This is a genomic window from Streptococcus mitis (genome assembly GCF_946188615.1).
GTDB classification, from domain to species: Bacteria; Bacillota; Bacilli; order Lactobacillales; family Streptococcaceae; genus Streptococcus; species Streptococcus mitis_BZ.
The window spans coordinates 152,348-170,370 of the sequence record NZ_CAMHVK010000004.1 but is presented as its reverse complement, the minus strand read 5'-3'; the positions used below and the strand labels follow the sequence as shown (position 1 = coordinate 170,370).

Annotated in this window: 18 protein-coding genes; 12 read left to right on the top strand and 6 right to left on the bottom strand. The window is 39.5% G+C overall.

Annotated elements, in window-relative coordinates:
• The first annotated feature begins 17 nt into the window (after window positions 1-17).
• The 7 genes from OCF95_RS05630 to OCF95_RS05600 all read left to right on the top strand — a co-directional run bounded on the left by OCF95_RS05630 (window position 18) and on the right by OCF95_RS05600 (window position 7,972).
• A complete protein-coding gene (locus tag OCF95_RS05630) occupies window positions 18-662 on the top strand; it encodes a DUF624 domain-containing protein (protein ID WP_001170586.1) in 645 nt (214 codons plus the stop codon).
• On the top strand, window positions 659-2,872 hold the full coding sequence (locus OCF95_RS05625; RefSeq protein ID WP_261105046.1) for a glycoside hydrolase family 31 protein: 2,214 nt from the start codon (window positions 659-661) through the stop codon (window positions 2,870-2,872). Before OCF95_RS05630 ends, OCF95_RS05625 begins: the two co-directional genes overlap by 4 nt.
• A gap of 505 nt (window positions 2,873-3,377) precedes the next feature.
• Window positions 3,378-4,850 carry a peptide MFS transporter gene (locus OCF95_RS05620; RefSeq protein WP_004256369.1) on the top strand — a complete coding sequence of 491 codons (1,473 nt, stop codon included), beginning with the start codon at window positions 3,378-3,380 and terminating at the stop codon, window positions 4,848-4,850.
• Between the two features lie 371 nt (window positions 4,851-5,221).
• Entirely contained in the window at window positions 5,222-5,908 is a 687-nt protein-coding gene (locus tag OCF95_RS05615; protein ID WP_004256371.1) for an XRE family transcriptional regulator, read from the top strand.
• A 3-nt stretch (window positions 5,909-5,911) separates the two neighbouring features.
• Complete coding sequence (locus OCF95_RS05610) at window positions 5,912-7,327, top strand: Y-family DNA polymerase (protein ID WP_049551038.1); 1,416 nt, start codon at window positions 5,912-5,914, stop codon at window positions 7,325-7,327.
• Window positions 7,324-7,686 (top strand): hypothetical protein, encoded by a 363-nt coding sequence (locus OCF95_RS05605; RefSeq protein ID WP_020903431.1) that lies wholly within the window; start codon window positions 7,324-7,326, stop codon window positions 7,684-7,686. Before OCF95_RS05610 ends, OCF95_RS05605 begins: the two co-directional genes overlap by 4 nt.
• Window positions 7,679-7,972, top strand: a complete 294-nt coding sequence (locus OCF95_RS05600; RefSeq protein ID WP_020903430.1) for a DUF5960 family protein — start codon at window positions 7,679-7,681, stop codon at window positions 7,970-7,972. Before OCF95_RS05605 ends, OCF95_RS05600 begins: the two co-directional genes overlap by 8 nt.
• Window positions 7,973-8,114: 142 nt before the next feature.
• Here the strand turns inward: OCF95_RS05600 and OCF95_RS05595 are convergent, their stop codons facing one another.
• The 5 genes from OCF95_RS05595 to OCF95_RS05575 are packed head-to-tail and all read right to left on the bottom strand — an operon-like array spanning window position 8,115 to window position 10,291.
• Window positions 8,115-8,591: a glutathione peroxidase gene (locus OCF95_RS05595; RefSeq protein WP_000203038.1), complete on the bottom strand. Its 477-nt coding sequence runs from the start codon at window positions 8,589-8,591 to the stop codon at window positions 8,115-8,117.
• Window positions 8,588-9,166: a DUF3278 domain-containing protein gene (locus tag OCF95_RS05590; protein WP_000711238.1), complete on the bottom strand. Its 579-nt coding sequence runs from the start codon at window positions 9,164-9,166 to the stop codon at window positions 8,588-8,590. The genes OCF95_RS05595 and OCF95_RS05590 overlap by 4 nt, the downstream gene beginning before the upstream one ends.
• Window positions 9,167-9,192: 26 nt before the next feature.
• Window positions 9,193-9,528: a hypothetical protein gene (locus OCF95_RS05585; RefSeq protein ID WP_004256384.1), complete on the bottom strand. Its 336-nt coding sequence runs from the start codon at window positions 9,526-9,528 to the stop codon at window positions 9,193-9,195.
• A gap of 10 nt (window positions 9,529-9,538) precedes the next feature.
• The gene (locus tag OCF95_RS05580; protein ID WP_261105045.1) at window positions 9,539-10,081 is read right to left on the bottom strand and encodes a DUF3278 domain-containing protein; all 543 of its coding nucleotides are present in this window, start codon (window positions 10,079-10,081) and stop codon (window positions 9,539-9,541) included.
• Between the two features lie 15 nt (window positions 10,082-10,096).
• Window positions 10,097-10,291 carry a helix-turn-helix transcriptional regulator gene (locus OCF95_RS05575; protein WP_049544880.1) on the bottom strand — a complete coding sequence of 65 codons (195 nt, stop codon included), beginning with the start codon at window positions 10,289-10,291 and terminating at the stop codon, window positions 10,097-10,099.
• A 166-nt stretch (window positions 10,292-10,457) separates the two neighbouring features.
• On the opposite strand from OCF95_RS05575, the gene rsmH reads away from it, so the two are divergent.
• The 5 genes from rsmH to OCF95_RS05550 all read left to right on the top strand — a co-directional run bounded on the left by rsmH (window position 10,458) and on the right by OCF95_RS05550 (window position 17,413).
• Window positions 10,458-11,408: a 16S rRNA (cytosine(1402)-N(4))-methyltransferase RsmH gene (gene rsmH, locus OCF95_RS05570; RefSeq protein ID WP_000159402.1), complete on the top strand. Its 951-nt coding sequence runs from the start codon at window positions 10,458-10,460 to the stop codon at window positions 11,406-11,408.
• A 9-nt stretch (window positions 11,409-11,417) separates the two neighbouring features.
• Window positions 11,418-11,735 carry a cell division protein FtsL gene (gene ftsL, locus OCF95_RS05565; protein ID WP_000227824.1) on the top strand — a complete coding sequence of 106 codons (318 nt, stop codon included), beginning with the start codon at window positions 11,418-11,420 and terminating at the stop codon, window positions 11,733-11,735.
• A 3-nt stretch (window positions 11,736-11,738) separates the two neighbouring features.
• Entirely contained in the window at window positions 11,739-13,991 is a 2,253-nt protein-coding gene (gene pbp2x, locus OCF95_RS05560; protein ID WP_261105044.1) for a penicillin-binding protein PBP2X, read from the top strand.
• Window position 13,992: 1 nt separating this feature from the next.
• The gene (gene mraY, locus OCF95_RS05555) at window positions 13,993-14,973 is read left to right on the top strand and encodes a phospho-N-acetylmuramoyl-pentapeptide-transferase (RefSeq protein ID WP_000470817.1); all 981 of its coding nucleotides are present in this window, start codon (window positions 13,993-13,995) and stop codon (window positions 14,971-14,973) included.
• 334 nt (window positions 14,974-15,307) lie between these two features.
• Window positions 15,308-17,413, top strand: a complete 2,106-nt coding sequence (locus tag OCF95_RS05550; RefSeq protein ID WP_261105043.1) for an ATP-dependent Clp protease ATP-binding subunit — start codon at window positions 15,308-15,310, stop codon at window positions 17,411-17,413.
• Window positions 17,414-17,473: 60 nt separating this feature from the next.
• Here OCF95_RS05550 and OCF95_RS05545 read toward each other — a convergent pair whose 3' ends face one another.
• On the bottom strand, window positions 17,474-17,956 hold the full coding sequence (locus OCF95_RS05545) for an S-ribosylhomocysteine lyase (protein ID WP_000032557.1): 483 nt from the start codon (window positions 17,954-17,956) through the stop codon (window positions 17,474-17,476).
• Between the last annotated feature and the right edge of the window lie 67 nt (window positions 17,957-18,023).

Here is an 18,023-nt window from a genome sequence, read left to right as displayed (position 1 = left end):
TTATGGAGATATCTATTATGCAAAAATTATTTTCATTAGATGGAAAAGTGGTTAGAATTTTAACTTTTTTGACAGATTTAATTATTTTAAATACTCTATTTATTGTTAGTTGTATTCCAATAGTTACAATTGGGGCATCATTAACTTCTCTTACGACAATGTGGTATCGTATTTTAAAAGGTAAAGATACCGATATTGCTTATCATTATTTTCGGATCTTTAGACGAAATTTTAAACAGTCAACTTTTATTTGGTTGTTTATCCTCCTAATAGAATTACTTTTATATGTGAACTATTGTCTTTGGGGCTATTCAAGTTTATTTTCAGAGTATAGTTTATTGTTAGTGTTGCCCTTTTTATTTGTTATAATACTTTTGATGAGTGTTATTTTTCCCTATATTGGTCTATTTAAAGATAATCTAAAAAATAGTATTGTAAATAGCGTATTAATTTGTATTTTAAATCCAATACAAGCTATCATGTTGGTTTTATTTAATATTTCTGTACTGTATATGAGTTTTAGTAGTCCAGAACGAGTTTTAACAGCTATTTACGTATTTACATTTGGGGGATTTGCTTTTTGCGGATTGATGAATGTAACGATAACAAATAAAATGTTTGATAAGGTAAAGAAATTTACTAAAAGGAGGGAAACAAATTGAAAATTTTTAAGGGAGAGTTTTATCGAATATCTGTATTAACAGACAAGTTAGTAAGGTTAGAATACTCTCAAACTGGAAGTTTTGAGGATAGAACGACACAACTTATCTATAATAGAGATTTTGGCCAAGTTTCGTTAGATTATATTGAGACATCAAACGTACTAGATATTATGACGGACTATTTTCATCTGCACTTTAATAAAGGAGAATTTAACGCCGAAAATTTATTTATAGAATTAAAAGGAAATTTTGCCGTATATGGTAGTCGCTGGTATTTTGGTGAATCTATTGAAACGTTAAAAGGAACAGCTCGGACTCTGGATAAGGCAGATGGAGCAATTTCGTTAGAAGATGGAATTATTAGCCGAAATGGTATAGCCTTATTGGATGATTCTCAAGGATTTATTTGGGATGAGCAGTCTGGTTATATTGAGAGAGAAAATCAAATTGACCTGTATTTCTTTGCCTATGGGCATGATTATAGAGGAGCAATCAGAGACTTTTACCATTTGACTGGTTCGACACCCTTGTTGCCAAGATATGCTTTAGGCAATTGGTGGAGTAGGTATTGGCCTTATACGTCGGATGAATACTTGGATTTAATAGACAGATTTGAAACAGAGAAAATTCCATTATCTATCGGTGTTTTAGATATGGATTGGCATATAACTGACATTCCAGCTCGTTTTGGAAGTGGGTGGACAGGATATAGTTGGAATAGAAACTTAATACCAAATCCAGAACAGTTATTGCAACAACTTCATGATAGAAAGTTAAAACTCTCCTTAAATGTCCATCCTGCTGATGGTATACGGGCTTATGAAGAAGCTTATCCTCGAGTTGCCAAACGATTAGGGTTAAATGTAGAATTAGAAGAACCTGCTATTTTTGATTTTTTTAATCCCTCTTTTAGGGAAGCTTACTTTAAAGATGTTCATTATGAGCTAGAAAAGCAGGGAGTAGATTTTTGGTGGATTGACTGGCAACAAGGGACACAAGGCATGTTGGATCCACTGTGGCTTTTAAACCATTATCACTATCAGGATAGTTGTAAAAATGCAGAAGGTGGCTTAATTTTATCAAGGTATGCAGGTCCTGGTAGTCACCGCTACCCTGTTGGTTTTTCAGGGGACACTATTATTAGTTGGGATTCGTTAAGATTTCAACCTTATTTTACAGCGACAGCATCAAATATCGGTTATAGTTGGTGGAGCCATGATATCGGTGGGCACATGCTGGGGGATTATGACGAAGAGCTACAAACTAGATGGCTACAGTTTGGTGTTTTTAGTCCGATTACTCGATTACATAGTTCTAGAAGTCCTTTCAATAGTAAAGAACCTTGGTTTTTTTCAGAAACAACATCTAAGATTATGAAGAATTACCTTCGTTTGAGACATCAGATGATTCCATATCTATACACCATGAATGTAAAGACACATGAGGAAGGCGCCCCATTAATCAGCCCAATGTACTATTTCTACCCAGAGAATGATGAGAGCTATAATGTTCCAAACCAATACTTTTTTGGAACAGAACTGATGGTTGCTCCCATTGTAGAAAAGATGGATTTGGCATTTCAATCTGCAAAAGTAGATGTATGGTTCCCTGAAGGTGAGTGGTATGACTTCTTTTCAGAGAAAAAATACACAGGTGGAGTGAAGTTAAGTGTTTATAGAGACATTTCGACTATTCCTGTGTTTGCAAAAAGTGGTGCAATCATTCCTTTGGTTGGTTCTGAGATAGATATGGGTGTTGATTTACCTGAAATTGTAGATTGGTATGTATTCCCAGGAAAACAACATTCTTTTGAAATGATTGAAGATCAAAATGGTCAAAGATATAAAACAAGATTATCAATCGACTGGGAAATGGGAATGGTAGAGTTAGCATTACAAGGAGATTCTAGTATCGTTCCAAGTAATAGAAAGCATAGAATTCATTTTAAAGGAACGAATGTGTCTATGATTGAATTGCCAAATAAGAATGATACAGCTAGATTTGAATGTAAAGATAATAAAAGGCTATCCCTAAATGATGAAGTTTTTAGACTACTAAAGACGGCTTCTCTTCCATATGAATTAAAAGATAGATTGTTAAATCAATTCATCAATGCGAAAAATTCTCATGAGTTAATGAATATCTTGCATCATCAGGATAAGGAATTGAGAGGGCGTTTGTTGGAAAAGATATTTACTAGCGAAAATTAATTGAGAAATTTCGTACACAATTTCTATTATTTAATTACTAATTATTTATTTTTTAATGTGTAACAGTTTTACATCTCTATGCTTATTGATACTCTTCGAAAATCAAATTCAAACCACGTCAACGTCGCCTTGCCGTACTCAAGTACAGCCTGCGGCTAGTTTCCTAGTTTGCTCTTTGATTTTCATTGAGTATGACTTGTATTGTAGTAACTACAAGTTTGGCATAGGGATGTTTTTTTTGTTTCCTGAAGAGGAAAGGATAAGTATGTTTCGAGGTTTGAAACATTTTTCAACTCAACAAGAGCAAATTTTTAAAGGTGATTTTTCAAAGTAACTTCCACTTGCCTGACCGAAGTGGAATTAAGTCTGAGACGGATTTTTATGGTGGAATTAAGTCTGAGACGTGTGATTTTTTCAGAAAATTTTCTAAAATAAACAGGATTTGTTTGACATTTGTTTGAAAATTCTGTAAAATGAATTATTATATCGTTAAAGGAGAATATATATGGAAAAACAGAAAACATTTTTTGGACATCCTATGGGCTTGTCCACCCTCTTCTTTACAGAGATGTGGGAACGCTTTTCTTACTATGGGATGCGAGCTATCCTACTTTACTATATGTACTATAGTGTGCAAGATGGTGGATTGGGAATGGATAAGACCACGGCTGCATCGGTTATGGCTATTTATGGCTCACTGGTATTTTTGTCCTCGGTTATCGGTGGTTTTGTCAGTGACCGTATTTTAGGAAGCCGTAAAACTGTCTTTTACGGTGGGATTCTGATTATGCTAGGGCATATTGCTTTGGCAACACCTTTTGGACAAGTGGCTCTCTATCTCTCTATTGCCTTGATTATCTTTGGTACTGGATTTTTAAAACCCAATATCTCAGATATGGTGGGGGGGATTTATGAGAAAGAGGATGATAGACGGGATGCAGGTTTTAGTATCTTTGTCTTTGGTATTAACTTAGGTGCCTTTGTTGCCCCTTATCTAGTGGGTTATCTAGGTCAGGAAGTCAATTTCCATCTAGGCTTTTCGTTAGCTGCCATTGGGATGTTCTTTGGTCTGGTGAAGTATGTTTTGGATGGGAAGAAATACCTACCTGAATCAAGCCTTTACCCTACTGACCCACTTTCACAGACGGAGCAGCAGACCTTGATTAAACGTTTGCTGCTTACACTTGTCGTAGTTATTCTCGTGGTTATAGGTTTAGTCTTTACTCACCAGTTTAATGTGGATATGATTGTTAATATCTTTACAGTGATTGCTGTAATTATTCCAATCTACTATTTCTTCAAAATTTTATCTAGTCAGAAAATAACTGCTACTGAGAGATCTCGAGTATTTGCCTACATTCCTCTATTTATAGCTGGGGTACTCTTCTGGTCTATTGAGGAGCAGGGGTCTGTTGTTCTCGCTCTATTTGCGGATGAGCAAACTCGACTTTACATTAATGTATTTGGGAATCAGATTCATTTTCCATCTAGCTTTTTCCAAAGTATCAATCCACTTTTCATTATGATTTATGTGCCGATTTTTGCGTGGTTGTGGGGGAAAATGGGTAAAAAGCAACCATCCTCTGCTAAGAAATTTGCTTACGGTTTATTTGCTGCAGGTTTATCCTTCTTGTGGATGATGTTACCAGGGATGCTCTTTGGGACAGATGTTAAGGTCAGTCCTCTCTGGTTGATTATGAGTTGGGCTATTGTGATTGTAGGGGAAATGCTGATTTCGCCGATTGGTCTATCAGTCACTACTAAGTTAGCACCAAAATCCTTCCAAGCACAAATGATGTCTATCTGGTTCTTGAGTAACGCTGCTGCCCAAGCTATCAATGCTCAAATTGTAAAATTTTATACAAGCGAAACTGAAGTAGCTTACTATGGAATTGTTGGAGGAATTACGATTGTATTCGGTATTATCTTACTCTTCTACGTTCCACGTATTGAAAAACTAATGTCTGGTATCAAATAGAGAAAAACTGGAATTTCTGTAGGAATTTTAAAAGTTAGATCAATTATTTATTCAAAGGATTTAGTTCTGTATTGTACAGGGCTAGGTCCTTTTAGTTTGATTAATACTCTTCGAAAATCAAATTCAAACCGCGTCAACGTCGCCTTGCCGTACTCAAGTACAGTCTGCGCCTAGTTTCCTAGTTTGCTCTTTGATTTTCATTGAGTATAAAACTCACGATGTTTCTGATTTTCCTAGTGGACATTTGTCTACTTTTTTTATATAATAAAACTAAACCATAATGGTTGAGTTTTGAAATTATGGATTCAAGCATCGATTAGTCTTTCTAAGGGAGATAATGTCCATTAAAGTATCATAATAGGAGGTGAAGTATGTATAAGCCAGAAAAATTAAAGGCTCGGAGGAAAGAGTTAAAACTAACACAGAAGGAAATTGCAGAGCAACTTGGGATTAGCTTTCAGGCTTACTCAGCTTGGGAACGTGGAATCAAGGAACCGTCCAAGGAGAAGGTGTTCCAGCTAGAGAATATTTTAAAAGTACCAAAAGGATATTTTACTCAGATCGAGATTGTCCGTCTCTACCATAGCCTCTCCAAGCAAGGGAAGGAGAAGGTTGTTCTCTATGTTCGCAACCTATCTCAAGAGGAGCAAGCTCAGAAAGTGACAGCTATGCCAGAGCGTCTCTACGAGTACCGTGTTTATGAACGCATGTCAGCAGGGATTGGAGCTTCGGTCTACGATGATCGGAATTTTGATACGGTTTACTTTAATGAGGAGTTGGCTCATGATTTTGCGTCATGGGTGTCTGGGGACTCCATGGAACCTAAATACCAAAATGGCTCCGTGGCTCTGATTCGAGAGACAGGATTTGACTATGACGGGGCGGTTTATGCAGTGGTTTGCAACAACCAGACCTATATCAAGCGGGTCTATCGAGAGGAGAATGGATTGCGTCTGGTCTCTATCAATCCTAAATACAAGGATATTTTCATATCCTATGAGGAAGATCCTCGGATTGTGGGTATTATCGTTGGAAACTTTGTGCCGATGGAGGGATAGCCAATGGGCTACTTTGATTATTCCAGAGAGCCCAAAAGTGACATTGCCTTTATCGATATGAAGTCCTTTTATGCCAGTGTTGAGTGCGTGAAAAGAGGATTGCATCCGCTGAAAACCTCGCTTTGTGTCATGAGTCGCGCGGATAATTCAACTGGTCTTATCCTAGCCTCCTCTCCCATGTTTAAGAAGATTTTTGGCCAGTCAAATGTTGGTCGGGCCTATGATTTGCCTTTTGATATCAAAACGCGAAAATTTTCCTATTACAATGCTCGAAAGCAAGGGCTACCGACTGACTCGGACTATGTTCGCTACATCGAAGATTGGGCTCAAGTGACCTTGATTGTCCCTCCTCGAATGGACGAGTACATTGCAGTCAATATGGAAATCCAGCGAATCTTTCAAAACTATGGCAGTCCAGATGATATTTATCCTTACTCTATCGATGAGGGCTTTATTGACCTGACTAGTTCGCTCAACTATTTTATCCCAGATAAGAGTCTCTCTCGCAAAGACAAGCTGGATATGCTTTCTGCTCGTATTCAGAGGGATATTTGGAGGCAGACAGGGATCTACTCTACAGTAGGTATGTCAAATGCCAATCCCTTACTGGCCAAGTTGGCTCTGGATAATGAAGCCAAGCACACTCCGACCATGAGGGCCAACTGGTCTTACCAGGATGTGGAAGAGAAGGTCTGGTTCATTCCCAAGATGACCGACTTTTGGGGAATTGGCAGGCGGATGGAGAAACGCTTGCATGCTCTGGGGATTTTTTCCATCAAGGAATTGGCAACCAGCAATCCTGACCAGCTAAAAAAAGCTCTGGGTCAGGCTGGTCTTCGTTTGTGGTTTCATGCTAACGGAATTGATGAGAGCAATGTTCATAAGCCTTATAAAGCCAAATCCAAGGGCTTGGGGAATTCTCAAATCTTGCCGAGAGACTACGTGAAGCTACGGGATATTGAAATTATTCTTCGAGAAATGGCGGAGCAGGTGGCTATTAGATTGAGAAGGTCTGGCAAGAAAACAACCCTTGTCTCTATCTATGTCGGTTTCTCTAAACAGGAGGTCAGGTCGTCTATTCACACACAAATGAAGGTCGAACCGACCAATAATACAGCTGTCTTAACGAATTATGTTTTGAAGTTATTTCATAACAAATACACTTCTGGAGCAGTCAGAAGTGTCGGTGTAAACTATTCAGGCTTTGTAGACGAGCCCTTTGGTTTGATATCTCTCTTTGATGATGTTGACAAGCTAGAAAAAGAAGAAAGGCTCCAGACGGCCATTGACTCCATTCGGGAACAATTTGGTTTCACTTCTCTTTTAAGAGCCAATGCACTGGAAGAAGCCTCTAGGAGTCTTGCCAGAAGCAAGCTGATTGGGGGACATTCTGCTGGAGGATTAGATGGATTACAATGATTGATCGTTCTTATTTACCTTTTCAATCCGCGCGATATTATCAAGATCCAGGTATGCAGAAGTGGATGGGATTTTACCTTTCAGAACACACCAGTTCGCTCAGTGAAGAAAAAAGCCGTGTTGATTTTTCGACGGATTTGACTCCAGATGAGAAGTTGCACTTGCTTTCTCAGCTTTATGTTGGCCAACTTAAGGGGAGTTTTGTGGTCAAGGAAAAGAAGCAGAAGGCGACTATCATCGGTGTGGTGAGAGAGTTATCACATCAGACTCTATCTATTAGGACAAACGAGGGATATAGGTTGATAGAGGTTGCAGATATCCTAGAAATTCGACTGTGGGAGGAGGGAGTTTATGACTAGAAAAGAGCTGTATGAAAACAAACTGCAGATGGATTATTTTTCAGATGACTATATTCGTTTTGAAGAGGATTTTCAAAAATATTCTGCCATGAACGTACCCTTGACTTTTTTGATTGATGACATCCTACGAACCATGGCGATGAATCAGAAAAACTACTTTGTCTTAAACAAGGAAAATGCCAAGGATGGGCGGGAGCATAGCTTTTATTTTAGGGTGGTAACGGAAAAAGCGTGTCCTAGAAATAGGACCTATGTATATGCTGGGGTTAAAAATAGTAGTCAGTAGAGGGGAGTCTGCTGTAAATGTATCATTTTTACAACACTTCATGGCTCATATCATGGGGTGTTTTTCTATTCAAGTCAAAGCCCATCAAAAAATCCCACTATTCTTAGGCTAAAGGAGAACTAATAATAGTGAGATTGTGAAATTATAGTAGTTTTTGTATCGCCTCTTCAATTTGTTTTGGGTCTGTTTTTGAAGAGAAGCGTTCAAAGACCTGCCCATCACGACCAATGAGAAACTTAGCGAAATTCCATTCGACTCGTTTTCCCAGTGGGCCAGATTTTTGTTCTTTCAACCAAACATAGAGAGGGTCTGCTTCCTTACCGTTGACCTTGATCTTGGCAAAACGTGGGAAGGTGGTTTGATAATGTAGGCTACAGAAGGCGTTGATTTCCTCTGCGCCGCCTGGTGCTTGTCCCATAAACTGATTGCAAGGGAAGTCTAAAATCTCAAAACCTTGTTCTTGATAGCGATCATAGAGTTCTTGAAGTCCTTGGTACTGGGGCGTTAAACCACATCCAGTAGCAGTGTTGACAACTAAGAGAACCTTACCACGATAGGTCTCTAGTGGAGTTTCTTGATGGTCTTGGTTCAAGACTGAAAAATCGTATAGTGAAGTCATTGCTTGCTTTTCTCCTTCTGTTTGGTATTTTTAGGAGTTTTCTCCTCCTGTAGTGATAGAAATCCGTAGGTCAGGGTTCCAAAAATGCTTCCGATAATCAGGCTATACATCAGGAAAGGAATACTTTTATCGAATTGCATGAGCAACTTTCCAAAATCTGAAAGGGACATCTGTTGAACGAAGACTTTATGAAAGATGAGTAAGGTAAAGAAGCCAATCTGAATACCGATAAACACAATCCAGCTTCGGAATTTGATTTGAGCTTTGCTGTAGGTTTTGAGAATGATTTCTGATTTGTCATCCTTTTCAAGATGAAGCTCTTGGACGGCTTTTTGAGCTTTTATACTCATGAACAAAATGAGTCCAAAATAGATGTAGGGCATAACATTTCGAACAATTTCTATAAAGCTTCCGAACAAAATATAGAATAGGAAGAGAATGAAGGAAGAGTAAAAGATTTGGATCATGGAACGGGCGCAAGCCTTGTAGATAACCTCTTGACGGCATTCATCAAAAGGCCCTTGGATATGAAAGAAATTTCGAAGTAAGCGAGTTGTTAAGTCTTCTTTTTTCATGGGTGATTTCTCCTAAATGAACGATGTTATTTTGTTTCTTTTACGAATTGATAGAGATAATAAAGATAAGTAATAGAAGAAAGGATGGCGATAGTTAGCAGTATATAATATTTCCAATTGCTTGAAATGAGCGTCAGCTGTGGTAAGGATAGAAAGGATAGAATCATAAAGCATAGTGCTAGGTTGAGTATGCGCGTTTTTTGGGAATCTATCTTTAGATAAGTCAATCCTTTGTTGAGTGCTGGAACAAAGACTGGAAGGAGGACTATATCGTAGATTGGCAAGTTCCCTGAAACGATGATGAAGGTGAGTAGAGAAGCAAACAAAAGATGATAGGTAAGTAAAGTTACTAGTGATTTCATAGGGCACCTCCTAATCCTCATCTTGATCTTTCTTAGCTTTTTCAATGCGACGGGAGATGAGGAACTGTATACTCGCTCCGAAGAAGATAGAACCGAGAATGCTTGATACACCATTTCTTATAGTGAGGAGAGAATGAAAATAGTCCTGACCTTCACCTATGAGTATACTGAGAAGAGGAGTTATAAAAAACATCCATAGACCAAAGAACAAACCTGCTTTAAGACCTGGGTAGTATAGTTGCTTACTTTCTTTCTCATTCAGCATATCTGGATCAATAGCTGTAATCCCTGTTTTTTTCATTTGGTAGGTGACATAGCCAGCAGAGATGAGGGCAATCACTAAAATCAGAGGAGGATAGACTAGAGCTACTAGTTGAGGATATTTATAGGCCAGAATGAGCGGAATAAGATTGCCGAAAATCATCAGATAAAAGAGGAAGATAAAGACTTGGTTACCTATACGGTCTGCCTCGCGTCGTTTGTATTCGTCAAGTGGATCAGAAATACCGTATGTGCGCTTGATCAGTTTTTCAGTGAAGGTTTCTTTTTTCATGTGTTGGCTCCTTTTTTAAAAATCATCCTCCCAAAAGAGATTGTTGAGGTCAGTTTGGAGGCTACGGGCGAGATTGAGACAGAGTTCCAGAGTTGGGTTGTACTTGTCGTTCTCAATCATGTTGATAGTTTGTCTCGAGACACCGATATCCTTGGCGAGTTCGAGCTGGGAAATGCCCAGTTCTTTGCGAAATTCTTTCACACGATTCATCTGTTCTCCTTTCTGATTTGTGTCGTATATATTTGACTATATTATATTCTTCTATGGCGCGAATGTCAAGCATATTTGACATATTTCTTAAAGAAATCTTACTTGTTTTTGACCTATTTGTCTGACTAGTGCAAGCTAGTCAGATTTGTGGTAAAATAGATAAGATATGACAAAAGAATTTCATCATGTAACGGTCTTACTCCACGAAACGATTGATATGCTCGACGTAAAGCCTGACGGTATCTACGTTGATGCGACTTTGGGTGGAGCGGGCCATAGCGAATATTTATTAAGTAAATTAAGTGAAAAAGGCCATCTCTATGCCTTTGACCAGGACCAGAATGCCATTGACAACGCGCAAAAACGCTTGGCTCCTTACATTGAAAAGGGAATGGTGACTTTTATCAAGGATAACTTCCGTCATCTACAGGCACGTTTGCGCGAAGCTGGTGTTCAGGAAATTGATGGAATTTGTTATGACTTGGGAGTGTCTAGTCCTCAGCTGGACCAGCGTGAGCGTGGTTTTTCTTATAAAAAGGATGCGCCACTGGACATGCGCATGAATCAGGATGCTAGTCTGACAGCCTATGAAGTGGTGAATCACTATGACTATCATGACTTGGTTCGTATTTTCTTCAAGTATGGTGAGGATAAATTCTCTAAACAGATTGCGCGTAAGATTGAACAAGCGCGTGAAGTCAAGCCAATCGAGACAACGACTGAGTTAGCAGAAATTATCAAGTCGGCCAAACCTGCCAAGGAGCTCAAGAAGAAGGGCCATCCTGCCAAGCAGATTTTCCAGGCTATTCGAATTGAAGTCAATGATGAACTGGGAGCGGCAGATGAATCCATCCAGCAGGCTATGGAGATGTTGGCTCTAGATGGTAGAATTTCAGTGATTACCTTCCATTCACTAGAAGACCGCTTGACCAAACAATTGTTCAAGGAAGCTTCAACTGTGGAAGTTCCCAAAGGTTTGCCTTTCATCCCAGATGATCTCAAGCCCAAGATGGAATTGGTATCCCGTAAGCCAATCTTGCCAAGTGCAGAAGAATTAGAAGCCAATAACCGCTCGCACTCAGCTAAGTTGCGTGTGGCCAGAAAAATTCACAAGTAAGAGGGAAAAATGGTAGATAAGAAAGAAACAACCAGTCAATTCTTGCAGAATCGTATAAAAAAATTCTCACGTGTGGAGAAGGCTTTTTATCTTTCCATCGCTTTTACGGCTCTTGTTTTAGCAGTGAGCATTATCTTTATGCAGACACGGCTCTTGCAAGTGCAAAGTGATTTGACAAAAATCAATGCGCAGATAGAGGAAAAGAAGACAGAGCTCGATGATGCTAAGCAGGAAGTGAATGAATTGATTCGTTCAGAGCGCTTGAAAGAGATTGCAGATAAAAAAGATTTGAAATTGAATAATGAAAACATCCGAACAGCGGAGTAAGATATGAAATGGACAGAAAAAATAACCCGATTTGCGGTAAAAAATCGTAAATCTCCAGCAGAAAACCGTAGGATAGTTGGCAAGTACCTCAGCTTTTTAGCTGTTGCCCTTTTCGGCCTCTTTTTGGCCAATTTTGCTTATATTATCGCAAAAGGTAATATATTTGGTACTGACTTGGTAAAAGAGGCTAAAAAGGTTCACCAAACAACCCGAACAGTTCCTGCCAAACGTGGGACTATCTATGACCGAAATGGAGTGCCTATTGCTGAAGATGCGACTTCCTATAACGTCTATGCTGTTATTGATAAAAAATACAAGTCAGCAACTGGAAAAATTCTTTATGTAGAGGATTCGCAGTTTAATAAGGTAGCTGAAGTCTTCCATAAGTATTTAGACATGGATGAAGCTTATGTGAAAGAGCAATTAGCTCAACCAAATCTGACCCAAGTTTCCTTTGGTGCAAAAGGAAATGGGATTACCTATGCCAATATGATGGCTATTAAAAAAGATTTGAAAGATGCTAGTGTGGAAGGAATAGACTTCACAACTAGCCCTAATAGAAGCTACCCAAATGGCCAATTTGCTTCTAGTTTTATTGGGTTAGCCCAACTACATGAAAATGAGGACGGCAGTAAGAGTTTATTAGGAACTTCTGGTCTGGAGAGTTCATTAAATACCATTCTTGCTGGGACAGATGGTATTATTACCTATGAAAAAGACCGTGTAGGAAATATCGTACCAGGTACAGAACAGGTGTCGCAACAAACTGTGGATGGTAAGGATGTTTATACAACATTGTCTAGCCCGCTCCAATCTTTCATGGAAACTCAGATGGATGCCTTTCTAGAAAAAGTAAAAGGTAAGTATATGACCGCGACCTTGGTCAGTGCAAAGACCGGTGAAATCCTCGCTACCACCCAACGACCTACCTTTAATGCAGATACTAAAGAAGGAATCACTGAGGACTTTGTTTGGCGTGATATTCTTTATCAAAGTAACTACGAACCAGGATCAACCATGAAGGTCATGACGTTAGCTTCTTCTATTGATAATAATACCTTCCCAGGTGGAGAATACTTCAATAGCAGTGAATTAAAAATAGCGGATGCGACGATTCGAGATTGGGACGTTAATGAAGGTTTGACCGGTGGTGGTATGATGACATTTTCTCAAGGGTTTGCTCACTCAAGTAATATTGGGATGACACTTCTTGAGCAGAAAATGGGTGATGCTACCTGGTTGGATTATCTAAACCGCTTTAAATTTGGGGTTCCAACTCGTTTTGGTCTGACTGATGAGTATACAGGTCAATTGCCTGCAGATAATATTGTCAATATTGCCATGAGTGCATTTGGTCAGGGGATTTCTGTAACGCAGACGCAAATGATTCGTGCCTTTACAGCCATTGCCAATGATGGCGTCATGTTAGAGCCTAAATTTATTACGGCCTTGTATGATCCAAATGATCAAACCGTTCGTAAATCTCAAAAAGAAATCGTAGGAAATCCCGTTTCGAAAGATGCAGCTAGCCAAACTCGTACTCACATGGTCTTGGTAGGAACGGATCCTAGATATGGAACTATGTACAATCATAGTACAGGAAAAGCAACTGTCAATGTTCCAGGTCAAAATGTAGCCCTCAAGTCTGGTACAGCCCAAATCGCTGACGAGAAAAATGGAGGCTACTTGGTTGGTTCTACCAACTACATTTTCTCGGTTGTGGCTATGAACCCTGCTGAAAATCCTGATTTTATCTTGTATGTAACGGTTCAACAGCCTGAACATTATTCAGGTATCCAATTGGGAGAATTTGCCAACCCAATTCTTGAAAGAGCTTCAGCTATGAAAGAATCTCTCAATCTTCAATCTCCAGCTAAGAATTTAGATCAAGTGACGACAGAGTCTTCTTATGCAATGCCTAGCATCAAGGATATTTCACCTGGTGATTTGGCGGAAGCCTTACGCCGAAATATTGTGCAACCAATCGTTGTAGGTACTGGAACAAAGATTAAAGAATCATCTGTAGAAGAAGGGACCAATCTTGCACCAAACCAACAAGTTCTCCTTTTATCGGATAAGGTAGAAGAAATTCCAGACATGTATGGCTGGAAAAAAGAGACTGCTGAGGCCTTTGCTAAATGGTTGGATATCGAGCTGGAATTTGAAGGTTCAGGTTCCGTCGTTCAGAAGCAGGATGTTCGGACTAATACAGCTATCAAAAACATTAAAAAAATTAAATTAACTTTAGGAGACTAATATGTTTATTTCTATCAGTGCTGGAATTGTGACATTTTTACTAACTTTAGTAGGAATTCCGGCCTTTATCCAATTTTATAGAAAGGCGCAAATTACAGGCCAGCAGATGCATGAGGATGTCAAACAGCACCAGGCAAAAGCTGGGACTCCTACAATGGGAGGTTTGGTTTTCTTAATTGCTTCTGTTTTAGTTGCTTTCTTTTTCGCCCTATTTAGTAATCAACTCAGCAATAATGTTGGTATGATTTTATTTATCTTGGTTCTTTATGGTTTAATCGGATTTTTGGACGACTTTCTCAAGGTCTTCCGAAAAATCAATGAGGGGCTAAATCCCAAGCAGAAATTGGCTCTTCAGCTTCTAGGTGGTGTCATTTTCTACCTTTTCTATGAGCGTGGTGGCGATATGCTTTCTGTCTTTGGCTACCAAGTGCATCTAGGGATTTTCTATATTGTCTTCGCTCTTTTCTGGCTAGTCGGTTTTTCAAACGCAGTAAACTTGACAGACGGTATTGACGGTTTAGCTAGCATTTCCGTTGTGATTAGTTTGTCTGCCTATGGAGTTATTGCCTATGTGCAAGGTCAGATGGATATCCTTCTAGTGATTCTTGCCATGATTGGTGGTTTGCTTGGTTTCTTTGTCTTTAACCATAAGCCTGCTAAGGTCTTTATGGGAGATGTGGGAAGTTTGGCTCTCGGTGGAATGCTGGCAGCTATTTCAATGGCTCTCCACCAAGAATGGACTCTCTTGATTATCGGAATTATTTATGTCTTTGAAACAACTTCGGTCATGATGCAAGTCGGCTATTTCAAAATGACTGGTGGAAAACGTATTTTCCGTATGACGCCTGTGCATCACCATTTTGAACTTGGAGGATTGTCTGGTAAAGGAAATCCTTGGAGCGAGTGGAAGGTTGACTTCTTCTTTTGGGGAGTGGGGCTTCTAGCAAGTCTCCTGACCCTAGCAATTTTGTATTTGATGTAAGAATGGCACCCTGATGTTTCAGGGTGTTTTTGCTTTTTAAAAAATATTGGTCAATTAAAGTCAAATTCCTTGACCTTTTTTGACTAATGTAGTATATTATGAACGTAAGGTAAATGAAAGCCTTACTAGAACACTTATTTAAAGTAAAATAGAAAGAGGTGGGGTCTATGTTTAATCTAGAAATCTTCAGAAGTAAAGATAGTCTACTCCTGCTTGAAAAAGAAAAACCAGAAATAGTACGTAGAGTAGCAATCTAGCTAGTCTAAATTTTTTAAAACAAAAGTCAAAGATAGTCAATATCAGTAATAATAAATAACAAAAAGAGGTAAAGAATATGAACAACAATTTTAATAATTTTAACAACATGGATGATTTGTTTAACCAATTGATGGGTGGTATGCGAGGATACAGTTCTGAAAATCGTCGTTACTTGATTAATGGACGTGAAGTGACACCTGAGGAATTTGCTCACTATCGTGCAACTGGTCAATTGCCAGGAAATGCAGAAGCTGATGGACAAATGAAACAACAGTCTTCAGGTATGAAACAAGATGGTGTCCTTGCTAAACTGGGTCGAAACTTGACTGCAGAAGCGCGTGAGGGCAAGTTGGATCCTGTCATCGGACGAAACAAGGAAATTCAAGAAACATCTGAAATCCTTTCACGCCGTACCAAGAATAATCCTGTTTTAGTAGGAGACGCAGGTGTTGGTAAGACAGCAGTTGTCGAAGGCTTAGCACAAGCTATTGTGAATGGTGATGTTCCAGCTGCTATTAAGAATAAGGAAATTATTTCCATTGATATCTCAGGACTTGAGGCTGGGACTCAATACCGCGGTAGTTTTGAAGAAAACATTCAAAACTTGGTAAACGAAGTCAAAGAAGCTGGAAATATTATCCTTTTCTTCGACGAAATTCACCAAATTCTTGGTGCTGGTAGCACAGGTGATGGTCAAGGGTCTAAAGGTCTTGCTGATATCTTGAAACCAGCTCTTTCACGTGGAGAATTGACAGTGATTGGCGCAACTACTCAAGATGAATACCGTAATACTATCTTGAAAAATGCAGCCCTTGCTCGTCGTTTCAACGAAGTGAAGGTTAATGCTCCATCTGCTGAAGATACTTTCAAGATTCTTCAAGGTATTCGAGATCTTTATCAACAACACCACAATGTTATTTTGCCAGATGAAGTCTTAAAAGCTGCCGTTGATTACTCTGTTCAATATATTCCACAACGTAGCTTGCCAGATAAGGCTATCGACCTTGTCGATGTTACGGCGGCTCACTTGGCAGCTCAGCATCCAGTAACAGATGTTCATGCTGTTGAACGTGAAATTGAGGCAGAAAAAGACAAGCAAGAAAAAGCAGTTGAGGCAGAAGATTTTGAAGCAGCTCTAAACTATAAAACACGCATTGCAGAATTGGAAAAGAAAATCGAAAACCATACAGAAGATATGAAAGTGACTGCAAGTGTCAACGATGTGGCTGAATCTGTAGAACGTATGACGGGTATTCCAGTATCTCAAATGGGGGCTACGGACATCGAACGTTTGAAAGATATGGGTCATCGTTTGCAGACGAAAGTTATTGGTCAAGATAAGGCCGTTGAAGCAGTAGCAAAAGCTATCCGTCGTAACCGTGCTGGTTTTGATGAAGGTAACCGTCCAATCGGTAGCTTCCTCTTTGTAGGTCCTACTGGTGTCGGTAAGACTGAGTTGGCTAAACAATTGGCTCTTGATATGTTCGGAACGAAAGATGCTATCATCCGTTTGGACATGTCAGAATACAGCGACCGCACAGCCGTATCTAAATTGATTGGTACAACTGCAGGTTATGTTGGTTACGATGACAACAACAATACCTTGACAGAACGCGTCCGTCGCAATCCATACTCAATCGTCCTTCTCGACGAAATTGAAAAGGCTGACCCTCAAGTCATCACCCTTCTCCTCCAAGTCTTGGATGATGGTCGTTTGACTGATGGTCAAGGTAACACTGTCAACTTCAAGAATACGGTGATTATCGCAACTTCAAACGCAGGCTTTGGTTACGAAGCTAACTTGACAGAAGATGCGGATAAACCAGAATTGATGGATCGTTTGAAACCTTACTTCCGTCCAGAATTCCTTAACCGTTTCAATGCTGTCATCGAATTCTCACACTTGAGCAAAGGAGATCTTTCTAAGATTGTAGACCTTATGTTGGTTGAAGTTAACAAGACGCTTTCTAAGAAAGACATTGACTTGGCAGTGAGCGAAGCTGCTAAAGAATACATGACTGAGGAAGGCTACGATGAAGTCATGGGTGTTCGTCCACTCCGTCGTGTGGTTGAACAACAAATCCGTGACAAAGTCACAGACTTCCACTTGGATAACCTTGATGCTAAACACCTAGAAGCTGACATGGAAGATGGTGTTTTGGTCATTCGTGAAAAAGCCTAAGACAAAATTTTGAGCATAAAAAAGAAGGAGCCAGCTAAAAAGCTGGTTCCTTTTTTGTGTTTAGATGACATGGCGCTCAAAGGCATCGTCTGAAATCCCTTGTTCCAAGATGAGTTTAGCCCATTCTTTAGCAGAAAAGAGGCTGTGATCCTTGTAGTTTCCGCAAGATTCGATGGTTGTTCCAGGAACATCTTCCCAAGTAGTAGTTTCAGCGATTTCCTTGAGCGAATCCTTGATAACAGCCGCAATTTCAGCGCTGGTATGACGCCCCCACATAATCATGTGGAAGCCTGTGCGACAACCAAATGGTGAGCAGTCAATCATGCCGTCAATGCGGGTACGGATGAGTTTAGCCAAGAGGTGTTCGATAGTGTGAAGGCCAGCGGTAGGGATAGAGTCTTCGTTTGGTTGCACCAAGCGAATATCAAAGTTGGAGATAACGTCTCCCTTTGGCCCTGTTTCTTCCCCAATCAAGCGGACATAAGGTGCTTTAACAATAGTGTGGTCAAGTTCAAAACTTTCAACAATAACTTCTTTTGACATGGTAGATCCTTTCAGTTTTCTTCTTTCATTATAACATAAAGCCAGCTCTTGAGACAGAGAGAAAACC

Bases quoted from the DNA above. Each gene is read 5' to 3' on its own strand.
- OCF95_RS05630 (WP_001170586.1), top strand. From the start codon at position 18: ATGCAAAAATTATTTTCATTAGATGGAAAAGTGGTTAGAATTTTAACT.
- OCF95_RS05620 (WP_004256369.1), top strand. From the start codon at position 3,378: ATGGAAAAACAGAAAACATTTTTTGGACATCCTATGGGCTTGTCCACC.
- OCF95_RS05615 (WP_004256371.1), top strand. From the start codon at position 5,222: ATGTATAAGCCAGAAAAATTAAAGGCTCGGAGGAAAGAGTTAAAACTA.
- OCF95_RS05610 (WP_049551038.1), top strand. From the start codon at position 5,912: ATGGGCTACTTTGATTATTCCAGAGAGCCCAAAAGTGACATTGCCTTT.
- OCF95_RS05605 (WP_020903431.1), top strand. From the start codon at position 7,324: ATGATTGATCGTTCTTATTTACCTTTTCAATCCGCGCGATATTATCAA.
- OCF95_RS05600 (WP_020903430.1), top strand. From the start codon at position 7,679: ATGACTAGAAAAGAGCTGTATGAAAACAAACTGCAGATGGATTATTTT.
- OCF95_RS05595 (WP_000203038.1), bottom strand. From the start codon at position 8,591: ATGACTTCACTATACGATTTTTCAGTCTTGAACCAAGACCATCAAGAA.
- OCF95_RS05590 (WP_000711238.1), bottom strand. From the start codon at position 9,166: ATGAAAAAAGAAGACTTAACAACTCGCTTACTTCGAAATTTCTTTCAT.
- OCF95_RS05585 (WP_004256384.1), bottom strand. From the start codon at position 9,528: ATGAAATCACTAGTAACTTTACTTACCTATCATCTTTTGTTTGCTTCT.
- OCF95_RS05580 (WP_261105045.1), bottom strand. From the start codon at position 10,081: ATGAAAAAAGAAACCTTCACTGAAAAACTGATCAAGCGCACATACGGT.
- OCF95_RS05575 (WP_049544880.1), bottom strand. From the start codon at position 10,291: ATGAATCGTGTGAAAGAATTTCGCAAAGAACTGGGCATTTCCCAGCTC.
- rsmH (WP_000159402.1), top strand. From the start codon at position 10,458: ATGACAAAAGAATTTCATCATGTAACGGTCTTACTCCACGAAACGATT.
- ftsL (WP_000227824.1), top strand. From the start codon at position 11,418: ATGGTAGATAAGAAAGAAACAACCAGTCAATTCTTGCAGAATCGTATA.
- pbp2x (WP_261105044.1), top strand. From the start codon at position 11,739: ATGAAATGGACAGAAAAAATAACCCGATTTGCGGTAAAAAATCGTAAA.
- mraY (WP_000470817.1), top strand. From the start codon at position 13,993: ATGTTTATTTCTATCAGTGCTGGAATTGTGACATTTTTACTAACTTTA.
- OCF95_RS05550 (WP_261105043.1), top strand. From the start codon at position 15,308: ATGAACAACAATTTTAATAATTTTAACAACATGGATGATTTGTTTAAC.
- OCF95_RS05545 (WP_000032557.1), bottom strand. From the start codon at position 17,956: ATGTCAAAAGAAGTTATTGTTGAAAGTTTTGAACTTGACCACACTATT.